Below are 8,974 nucleotides of genomic sequence, written 5' to 3'. Positions count from 1 at the left end.
TTCATTGGGTATAGAGTCTATTGCGAGCACCGGTAACGCAGAAATTCACACCACGCAGTAGGTTATGCAGAAGTCTAATAATGGGGTGGTGGCGCTTCTTCTGAAACAGCTGCTAAAATTGATGTTTCTTGCAATCTTTCACCGAGTAAATGCAGTTGCTTTTGTAATTTATCGATTGTATTGCGGTTTTCCGTCACAATGAGTTCCAATTCTTCAATGCTTTTATCCTGAAAAGCTATCTGGCTTTCCAGTTTTTCTAACCGCTCTTCAAATGACAAAGGTTTCATGATATTTTCCTGCCGGCCGGTGGAGAGAATCATTACACATAATTGAACGCTATTATTTTAACCCGAAGTTGCGTTATATCTGTTAGCGTCTATTCTAAATTCTTTTTCAAGCTGAGCTCAGCAAAAGCACAGTTTACACGAAGTAAACGAGTATTTAAGCCCTATTTTATAAAGTATCAGCGAGCACAAGAGATTTCGAATAGGCTCTTAAAACTGTTGCTGAAGAAAGAATTAATCTATTGGAGAAATAAATGAAATCACGGTTTAAATTTACCCTGTTGGCGATGACCATCACGCTAACCCTAAACACCTCTCAAACATTCGCCATTGCAGAAACCGCAGATAAATCTGTAACAACAAAAACTGACAATAACTTCAAAACTGAAGGTGAGAAAACTTCCTATGCTTTAGGGGCTTCTTTGGGATCCTACATGGAAAATTCTTTTCAAGAACAAGAAAAATTAGGCATAAAATTAGATAAAGAACGATTTGTAACCGGAGTTCAGGAAGCGTTAAACGATAGAAAAAAACTCAGTAACGAAGAAATAAGCACTATTTTAACGGCATTTGAAGCACAGGTAAAAGACAAGGCTCAGGCACGAGTGGCCAAAGAGGTGAAAGATAACGAGGCAGCCGGTAAGAAATACCGTGAAAAATTCGCTAAAGAAAAAGGCGTGAAAGAAACAGCATCTGGTTTACTCTATCGCATAGAAAAATCAGGGACAGGCCAGGCTCCAAAAGATACGGATACTGTGACAGTTCACTACAAAGGAAATCTGATTGATGGCACTGAATTTGATAACTCTCATAAGCGTAGTGAACCGACCTCTTTCCCTCTTAATGGTGTTATTCCAGGTTGGCAAGAGGGTATGAAACTGCTGAAAAAAGGCGGTAAGATTACCTTGGTCATCCCCCCTGATTTGGCCTATGGTAAAGAGGGTATCCAAAATAATATCCCTGGCAATTCCACGCTGAAATTTGAAGTGGAGCTGCTGGACGTGAAATCAAAACCCGTGTCAACAGAAAAAGCGCCTTCCACTACCGATACGGCAGCCCCTAAATAATTAACTGTGTAAAGACCGCGGATATAGCCCCATCATTTTAATTTGATTCAATAAAATGATGGGGCTGTGCCGTGCAACACGTCTATCCTCTTCGCCTTTGGAAGTTTGCAGCTTTGTTGGCTGTGGGTGCTCGTCTGAATCACATATAGCCGAATCAGTAAAATGATTTGGCTATATACCCAATGAATTTCGAGTTACGGCAAGGCGGCAAGGGTGTGAGACCGATGAGCGTAGACCTACTACGTGATTCGGCGAGCACCTGCAGACAACAAAGCCGTAACTTGAAAGGCGAAGGGTATATACCCTTTGTCTATGCTCATCAGCCCCTAACACCCTGGCCGCCGCGCTGCGACTTGAAGGACTTGTGGGTATATAAATAAATATTCGCGTCGAGCATAGATTTTGCAGAGGTTTAATGTGCAGCCTTTAAGTTTAAATTATTGTTTGCTGGTTACCGGCTCAGCTTATGGCACTCAGCAGGCAAGCAGCGCTTATCAATTTGCTTTGGCTCTATTGGAGGCAAGACATCGGCTAAGCAATATTTTTTTCTATCGTGAAGGTGTTTTAAATGCTAATCGATTGACCGCTCCGGCCAATGATGAGTTTGATTTGGTCAGAGCATGGTCACAGTTAGCCAAAGACAATAAAGTGCAGCTAAATGTGTGTATTTCAGCTGCTCAACGGCGGGGTGTTTGTGATAAGAATCAGACTGAAGATCATACTGTCGCTATCAATCTACAGCCCGGGTTTACGCTAAGTGGGCTGGGAGCATTAGCCGAGGCGTTATTCACCTGTGATCGCATTATCCAGTTTTAAGAAATTTCTTATGCTCGCTGATACTTTAGACTGCTTGCATAACCTACTGCGGGGTGTGAATTCTGCGCTGAGCGGTGCTTGCAATTGTACTAATGGCAATGAAGGTTGCTGTGCGCCGGGCGCCTCGACTTCACACCCCTCGCTACGGTTTTGCAAGAAAGTTTTTTATCAAAAATGGGCTCAAAATGTTCATTTACCTTCTTGTTTTTGTAACAAAAGGCAACTGCGCTTTTTCGCCCGTTTTTTCATCAATTGAGTGTCGCTTAAGAAGATTTTGAATAGGCTCTTAATGGCTGCTACACAAGTAAAAAATGTGAAGCAGCTTATCTCTTTTACTTGAGACGTTCTTTGATACGAGCTGCTTTACCTGTGCGCTCACGTAGATAATATAATTTGGCTTTACGAACATCCCCGCGTCGTTTAACAGTAATGCTGTCAATGATAGGAGAGTGTGTTTGGAATACACGTTCAATGCCTTCGCCGTTAGAAATCTTACGTACAGTAAATGCAGAGTGTAGACCGCGATTACGCACCGCAATAACGACCCCTTCAAAGGCCTGAAGACGTTTTTTTGCCCCTTCAACCACCCATACTTTTACTTCTATGGAATCACCAGGTCTGAATTTGGTGACATCTGGCTTCAGTTGTTCTTGTTCAAGTTGCTTAATGATATTGCTCATAACCAATCTCTTATCCTAGGTAAACTGATATAAATTAAGGGCAGTTGGCATATCCCCTTCGCCTTTGAAGCCGCCGGGTTGCTGGCTGCGGTGCTCGCCGCATCACGTATCATCGGTCTCACCTTTGGCCGCTTAGCGGCAACTTAAAGGACTTTTGCGGGTTAGAATGCACAACACTCCTCTCATCGCTTTTGCATAGTACTGTGTCACTCAAACCTGGGTGTTCCTGTTGGAACTCAGCTAGCAACAATTTTTGCTCGTCAGTCAGAGCTAGGTTTTCCAGAAGTTCAGGTCTTCTAAGCCAAGTACGTCCCAGAGACTGTCTTAAGCGCCAGCGCTGGATCTCAGCATGATTGCCTGACAGTAATACCGCAGGTACTTCCAGCCCCTCTAACCTTTCAGGACGGGTATAATGTGGGCAGTCCAACAGCCCATCAACAAATGAATCCTCCTCAGCTGAGGCCTGATGACCTAAAACCCCCGGTATAAAACGGGAGATGGCATCAAGTAAAACCATTGCAGGTAACTCACCACCGCTGAGAACGTAATCACCAATTGACCATTCTTCGGTAATTTCCGTATCAATCACACGTTCATCGATGCCTTCATAGCGACCACACACCAGAATAATTTTCTTATGCGTTGCCAATTCACGAACACCTTGTTGGTCAAGCTTACGTCCTTGGGGGGATAAATAGATAACTTTTTCTACTACACCACCCAGCGCTTTTTTTGCTGCATGAATCGCTTCGCATAAAGGTTGCACCATCATCAACATTCCGGGTCCACCGCCATAAGGACGGTCATCTACGGTATGATGCCGATCAATAGTGAATTTACGTGGATCCCAACATGTTATCTTGAGCTGGTCATTTTTTACTGCTCGCCCCGTGACACCATAATCGGTTATGGCGCGAAACATTTCAGGAAACAGGCTAACAACCCCGACTCTCGATCGAGTCATTTATTTTAGTCGTGTTTAGCTCAATTTTTTTCGACGTATCATCGTGAAGTAATTTCGAGTTCAAAAATTAGGCTCCCAATCTACTTCAACCCGTTTATCGTCAACATTAACTCGCTTTACAACTTGCTTATCGAGATAGGGAATCAAACGTTCTTTAATACCAAACGCATCTTTTAGGTCTGCCTTTACAACCATTACGTCGTTAGAGCCAGTTTCCATCATATCAATGATTTTACCCAGTTGATAACCGTTCGTTGTGATTACCTGGCAACCGATTAGATCCTTCCAATAGTAATCATTTGTGCTCAACACCGGTAATTGTGTCGAGTCAACCACAATTTCACAATTAGTTAGCTGACTTGCCGACCCCTGATCATCGACGCTTTTGATTTTTATGATCAGATCGTGGTTGTGGTGCTTCCATCGTTCTAGCTCAATAGATTGCCACTGCCCGGCGCGCTGGATAAACCAGGGTTGATAGTCAAAGATATTGCTCGCGATTTCGGTGGACGAAAAAAGCCTTAGCCACCCCCGAACACCATAAGTCGAGCCCATTTTTCCCACCACAATTTTCTGAGCGGGAACAACAAAATCCGGTGTTCTTTTCATCATTATTACTTGAGCTGAAGATGATTTATCAAGCGGCTTTTTCAAAATTTTTGATCAGTGTCGCTACACGTTCAGAAACGCTGGCGCCCTGTTCGAACCAATGTTTAATACGCTCTAGATCTAAACGTAAGCTTTCAGCATACTTAGCTTCAGCTTCGGCATGTTTAGCCTCTTTTTCAGCCTTCTTAGCCTTAGCCCATTCTATCGGATTGAAAAAACCGACACGTTCAATAAAACGACCGTCACGAGCATTACGGCTGTCAGTGACAACTACTTGGTAGAATGGCCGTTTTTTAGCGCCACCCCGAGCCAAACGAATGGTTACCATAACATCCTCTTTCAATTAACAAATTAACAAAAAAATCAGATCTCGCTTGGAAACGGAACCTGCTACACGTAAAAAGTTTCAAAATTCTACTGACTTCGGTGCAAAAAGCAATCTAAAGCGGTATTTTCTTGAACTCAATTTATTTTAGACTGAGTTAACGACCGGGAAAGCCTGGTGGTATCATACCTTTCATTCCCCGCATCATTTTTGCCAGCCCGCCTTTCTGCATCTTTTTCATCATACGTTGCATATCATCAAACTGTTTCAACAAACGATTAACATCCTGAACTTGCATACCTGAGCCACTGGCGATACGCCGTTTGCGAGAGCCCTTAATAATTTCAGGTTTAGTGCGCTCTTTATGGGTCATGGAATTAATCATCGCCTTCATGCCTTGCGTCATTTTGTCATCTATGGGTACTTTTATATTACTGGGCAAGCGGTTAGCACCGGGTATTTTATTTAGCAGACTGGTCATACCCCCCATATTTTCCATCTGCTTGAGCTGCTCAAGAAAATCGGTCAGATCAAATCCACGACCTTTCTTCAACTTAACAGCCATTTTTTCAGCTTGTGTTCGATCAACTTTGTCTTCAATGTGTTCAATTAATGACAGTACATCGCCCATACCAAGAATACGCGAGGCTACTCGATCAGGATGGAAGGCTTCCAATGCTTCACTTTTTTCACCCACGCCAAGAAATTTTATTGGCTTTCCAGTGATGTGGCGGATGGATAAAGCTGCCCCCCCTCGCGCATCGCCATCAACTTTAGTTAATATCACCCCCGTGAGTGGCAGCGCGTCGTTAAAGCTTTTGGCGATATTTGCAGCATCCTGTCCTGTCATCGCATCAACGACAAATAAGGTTTCTACTGGATTAATGGCAGAATGTAATTGTTTAATTTCGTCCATCATGGTTTCATCAACATGTAGACGACCTGCCGTATCGACGATGAGAACATCATAAAATTTAAGTTTTGCTGTCTCAAGAGCCAAATTAACGATATCAATCGGTTTTTGGTGTAAATTTGAAGCGAAAAAATCGATGCCAACACCCTGTGCTAAGGTTTCTAACTGTTTTATCGCCGCTGGGCGATAAACATCAGCCGACACCACTAGCACTTTTTTCTTTTGTTTTTCTTTAAGAAATTTGCCAAGTTTAGCAACACTGGTGGTTTTACCCACGCCCTGCAAACCGGCCATTAATATCACTGCGGGGGGCTGAGTCGCTAAATTTAACTCGCTATTGACCTTCCCCATCGCGGAAGTCAATTCATCTTTAACTATTTTTACCAATTCCTGCCCTGGAGTAAGGCTTTTATTGACCTCACGCCCCACTGCGCGTTCTTTAATCAGGTTGATAAAATCATTCACAACTGGCAGGGCTACGTCAGCTTCCAACAAAGCTATGCGGATTTCACGCAACGTGTTTTTAATATTGTCTTCTGTCAGCCGCCCACGACCGCTGATATGACGCAATGTACGCGATAATCGATCAGTTAAATTGTCAAACATTTATTTTCTGCTCAAGGTGTAAGGTGTAAAGAAGCCGCGTTAACGACACTGTAGAGTGATTATAACACGAGGTTAATGTGATCTCTGCTAGGCTTTACTATGAGAAATACCCTTCGCCTTTCAAGTTACGGCGGCGTTGGCTGCGGGCGCTCGCCGAATCACGTAGTATGTCTACGCTCATCGGTCTCACCCCCTTGCCGCCTTGCCGTAACTCGAAATTCATTGGGTATATGCTCTTGGCCTTTGAATCTGCCGTGTTGTTGGCTGTGAGTATTCACAATCCTCATTAATGTTATGGTGCTAATCGACTCTTTTCCCAGCCCTCTTTACTGCGTTGATAGAGAAAACGATCATGAAGACGGGATGCTCTTCCTTGCCAAAATTCTACCGAGTCAAAACAAACACAAAATCCTCCCCAATAATCTGGAACCGGAACTGTGCTCTGTTGATATTGCTGCTGACATTTACTGAATTCCTCTTCCAATACCTGGCGGCTAGCAATTGTACAAGATTGGTGAGAAACCAAAGCGGCAATTTGGCTATCCTTTGGCCGACTGGCGAAATAACTTTCTACTTTATCACGCGGCAGTGGTTCAGCTTTGCCAAGAAAAGTAACTTGTCGATCTAATGCATACCATGGAAATAATAAACTGATATATGGATTTTCTTTTAAATGCAGCGCCTTACGACTCTTTAGATTGCCGTAAAATACCATACCTTGTTCATCATAATGTTTAAGCAAAACGGTGCGTTGAAAAGGTCTGCCATAGCCATCGACCGTAGCAACACAGACCGCGGAGGGATCTTTGATCTTCTCCTCTTGCTTTGCTTCTTCGAACCAGGCGGTGAATAAGACTAACGGATCAGAGGGAAGATCCTTACTGCATAGCTTGCCGCCTATATATTCACGCCGTAAATTTTCAATTTCAGATTCATGGTATTCAGACATAAAAACCTTGATGGAAGCGAAGATTGAATGGTTATTATTTTACTCTCAGAGCCTATTCGAAATCTTCTTTCAATAAGCATAAGAGATGTCGAACAGGCTCTTATTTTAATAATTTGGTTTTATTGTCAAAAACAGAATTGGATCAAAAAATAAACGATATTATTTTCAAACTTTAGGGTTATTCTCCTTAACGTAGAGAGTCCCGGGTGATAATAGGGTCATTTTCGTTTAAAAAATCCGCATTTCCCAAGAGATAACAGACTACTTTTTGGCTGCGGGTGCTCGCTGAATCAGGTAGTATGTCTACGCTCATCGGCCTCACACTCTGGCAGCCGAAGGCAACTTCAAAGACGAAGGATATATTAAAGTGAACGAACGATGGTACCGAGTAAAATTCCCACAACACCGTAGTCAGCATCACCGAAAGTGGTATTGGCAGAGCTGAAATCACCTAATACAGGCAACAAAAAGACGGGCAAAAAGCTCAGTAACAACCCTTGAATAAAAGCACCAAGAACGGCACCACGTCGCCCCCCGGTGGCATTGCCAAAGACTCCCGCACTGCCTCCTGAAAAAAAATGAGAGACAACACCGGGAATAATAACGGTCATATTCATTAAGTACAGCGTAAACATCACGAGAATGCCCGCGGCAAAGCTACTTAAAAAACCGACTAATACCGCATTAGGCGCGTAAGGAAAAACGACCGGACAATCTAGCGCGGGTTTAGCATTAGGCACTAATTTTTCAGAAATCCCTTTAAATGCAGGAACAATTTCAGCGATGACCATTTGCACACCTTGTAAAATAATGTAGACACCGGCGGCAAAAATGATGGACTGCATAAGGGAAAACATAAACCAATTTTTCCCCCCACTGAGTTCTTTTACTAAATCATTACCCGCGAATAAACAGGTGATGAGAAAAATAATGCTCATCGTGAAAGCAATAGCCACAGGTGTATCACGTAGAAAAAAGAGACTTTTAGGCAAATTCAAATCTTCGGTAGAATTTTTTTTATTACCGAATTGACTGCCAATAAATCCTGCTAAGACATAAGATAAAGTAGAGAAATGCCCCATGGCTATATTATTTTCTCCCGTCACCTTTTTCATATAAGGATGTACAATCGACGGGAAAAAAACCATTGATATACCTACCACGATAGCGCCGACAGTAATTAACGTTAGCCCTTTCATGCCTGAGCTCGCTAAAATAACAGCAACCATCATTGACATAAAAAGAGTGTGATGACCAGTTAAGAAAATAAATTTCCAAGGTGTTAAACGTGCAATGAAAATATTAATCAACATAGCAAAGAACATAATCATGGCCATTTCTTTACCAAATATTTTTTGGGCAACCGCCGTAGTGGCTTCATTATTAGGTACCACACCCTGAATACCAAATGCCTGTTGAAAAATAGCGGCAAAATCGCTAAGAGAGGAAACAACCAAACTTGCCCCTGCACCTAAAATAACAAAGCCCATAATTGTTTTAACAGTGCCTTGAATACATGTGGTGAGAGAGGATTTTTGAACTATCAATCCAATTAATGCGATCAAGCCGACCAATATGGCAGGCTCAGCAAATACATCATCCATTAGAAACCTAAAAAAATCCATTTCATACCTCCGTTAATAAAAAACTTAAATGCTTACCGATATGGCACTGTTAACAAAGTGTATTCATCTAAATTATTGAAATAATTATAATTTTAATACATTTAAAGTAAACGGTTCCTCTTTAAAAAAACAGATG

General features: G+C 42.4%; 13 protein-coding genes. 3 read left to right on the top strand and 10 right to left on the bottom strand.

The genetic code is table 11. The features are described 5' to 3' along the window. Nucleotides 1-74: 74 nt before the first annotated feature. On the bottom strand, nucleotides 75-287 hold the full coding sequence (locus REG_RS08460) for a SlyX family protein (RefSeq protein ID WP_039908241.1): 213 nt from the start codon (nucleotides 285-287) through the stop codon (nucleotides 75-77). Between the two features lie 251 nt (nucleotides 288-538). Between REG_RS08460 and fkpA the strand changes: the two genes are divergently transcribed. The 3 genes from fkpA to tusD all read left to right on the top strand — a co-directional run bounded on the left by fkpA (nucleotide 539) and on the right by tusD (nucleotide 2,167). Further along, complete coding sequence (fkpA, locus tag REG_RS08455) at nucleotides 539-1,351, top strand: FKBP-type peptidyl-prolyl cis-trans isomerase (RefSeq protein ID WP_006705255.1); 813 nt, start codon at nucleotides 539-541, stop codon at nucleotides 1,349-1,351. Nucleotides 1,352-1,533: 182 nt separating this feature from the next. Then, complete coding sequence (locus REG_RS11440) at nucleotides 1,534-1,731, top strand: hypothetical protein (RefSeq protein ID WP_071985207.1); 198 nt, start codon at nucleotides 1,534-1,536, stop codon at nucleotides 1,729-1,731. Nucleotides 1,732-1,768: 37 nt separating this feature from the next. After that, nucleotides 1,769-2,167, top strand: coding sequence for a sulfurtransferase complex subunit TusD (gene tusD, locus REG_RS08450; RefSeq protein ID WP_039908238.1), 399 nt, complete (start codon nucleotides 1,769-1,771; stop codon nucleotides 2,165-2,167). A gap of 332 nt (nucleotides 2,168-2,499) precedes the next feature. Here tusD and rplS read toward each other — a convergent pair whose 3' ends face one another. The 9 genes from rplS to REG_RS08410 all read right to left on the bottom strand — a co-directional run bounded on the left by rplS (nucleotide 2,500) and on the right by REG_RS08410 (nucleotide 8,838). Beyond that, a complete protein-coding gene (gene rplS / locus REG_RS08440; RefSeq protein ID WP_039908233.1) occupies nucleotides 2,500-2,847 on the bottom strand; it encodes a 50S ribosomal protein L19 in 348 nt (115 codons plus the stop codon). A 118-nt stretch (nucleotides 2,848-2,965) separates the two neighbouring features. Beyond that, nucleotides 2,966-3,811, bottom strand: a complete 846-nt coding sequence (gene trmD, locus REG_RS08435; protein WP_006705252.1) for a tRNA (guanosine(37)-N1)-methyltransferase TrmD — start codon at nucleotides 3,809-3,811, stop codon at nucleotides 2,966-2,968. A gap of 60 nt (nucleotides 3,812-3,871) precedes the next feature. Continuing rightward, the gene (gene rimM, locus REG_RS08430) at nucleotides 3,872-4,420 is read right to left on the bottom strand and encodes a ribosome maturation factor RimM (RefSeq protein WP_039908243.1); all 549 of its coding nucleotides are present in this window, start codon (nucleotides 4,418-4,420) and stop codon (nucleotides 3,872-3,874) included. A gap of 28 nt (nucleotides 4,421-4,448) precedes the next feature. Next, entirely contained in the window at nucleotides 4,449-4,748 is a 300-nt protein-coding gene (gene rpsP, locus REG_RS08425; protein WP_039908231.1) for a 30S ribosomal protein S16, read from the bottom strand. A gap of 154 nt (nucleotides 4,749-4,902) precedes the next feature. Beyond that, complete coding sequence (gene ffh / locus REG_RS08420; protein ID WP_006705249.1) at nucleotides 4,903-6,264, bottom strand: signal recognition particle protein; 1,362 nt, start codon at nucleotides 6,262-6,264, stop codon at nucleotides 4,903-4,905. 97 nt (nucleotides 6,265-6,361) lie between these two features. Then, nucleotides 6,362-6,487, bottom strand: coding sequence for a hypothetical protein (locus REG_RS14370; protein WP_260200253.1), 126 nt, complete (start codon nucleotides 6,485-6,487; stop codon nucleotides 6,362-6,364). Between the two features lie 69 nt (nucleotides 6,488-6,556). After that, nucleotides 6,557-7,213 carry a pyridoxamine 5'-phosphate oxidase gene (pdxH, locus tag REG_RS08415; RefSeq protein WP_006705248.1) on the bottom strand — a complete coding sequence of 219 codons (657 nt, stop codon included), beginning with the start codon at nucleotides 7,211-7,213 and terminating at the stop codon, nucleotides 6,557-6,559. 187 nt (nucleotides 7,214-7,400) lie between these two features. Then, on the bottom strand, nucleotides 7,401-7,526 hold the full coding sequence (locus REG_RS14365; RefSeq protein WP_260200252.1) for a hypothetical protein: 126 nt from the start codon (nucleotides 7,524-7,526) through the stop codon (nucleotides 7,401-7,403). Between the two features lie 49 nt (nucleotides 7,527-7,575). Beyond that, entirely contained in the window at nucleotides 7,576-8,838 is a 1,263-nt protein-coding gene (locus tag REG_RS08410; protein WP_006705247.1) for a PTS ascorbate transporter subunit IIC, read from the bottom strand. Nucleotides 8,839-8,974 lie beyond the last annotated feature (136 nt).

The sequence above is a fragment of the Candidatus Regiella insecticola LSR1 genome (assembly GCF_000143625.1).
Taxonomy (GTDB): domain Bacteria; phylum Pseudomonadota; class Gammaproteobacteria; order Enterobacterales; family Enterobacteriaceae; genus Regiella; species Regiella insecticola.
Note: the sequence above shows the minus strand (reverse complement) of the source record. Positions and strands in the feature narration are given on the sequence as shown.

Coding starts and splice junctions, on each gene's coding strand:
- rimM (WP_039908243.1), bottom strand. CDS start 4,420: ATGAAAAGAACACCGGATTTTGTTGTTCCCGCTCAGAAAATTGTGGTG.
- REG_RS14370 (WP_260200253.1), bottom strand. CDS start 6,487: ATGAATTTCGAGTTACGGCAAGGCGGCAAGGGGGTGAGACCGATGAGC.
- trmD (WP_006705252.1), bottom strand. CDS start 3,811: ATGACTCGATCGAGAGTCGGGGTTGTTAGCCTGTTTCCTGAAATGTTT.
- REG_RS08410 (WP_006705247.1), bottom strand. CDS start 8,838: ATGGATTTTTTTAGGTTTCTAATGGATGATGTATTTGCTGAGCCTGCC.
- REG_RS14365 (WP_260200252.1), bottom strand. CDS start 7,526: ATGAGCGTAGACATACTACCTGATTCAGCGAGCACCCGCAGCCAAAAA.
- ffh (WP_006705249.1), bottom strand. CDS start 6,264: ATGTTTGACAATTTAACTGATCGATTATCGCGTACATTGCGTCATATC.
- fkpA (WP_006705255.1), top strand. CDS start 539: ATGAAATCACGGTTTAAATTTACCCTGTTGGCGATGACCATCACGCTA.
- REG_RS08460 (WP_039908241.1), bottom strand. CDS start 287: ATGAAACCTTTGTCATTTGAAGAGCGGTTAGAAAAACTGGAAAGCCAG.
- rpsP (WP_039908231.1), bottom strand. CDS start 4,748: ATGGTAACCATTCGTTTGGCTCGGGGTGGCGCTAAAAAACGGCCATTC.
- pdxH (WP_006705248.1), bottom strand. CDS start 7,213: ATGTCTGAATACCATGAATCTGAAATTGAAAATTTACGGCGTGAATAT.
- REG_RS11440 (WP_071985207.1), top strand. CDS start 1,534: ATGAATTTCGAGTTACGGCAAGGCGGCAAGGGTGTGAGACCGATGAGC.
- rplS (WP_039908233.1), bottom strand. CDS start 2,847: ATGAGCAATATCATTAAGCAACTTGAACAAGAACAACTGAAGCCAGAT.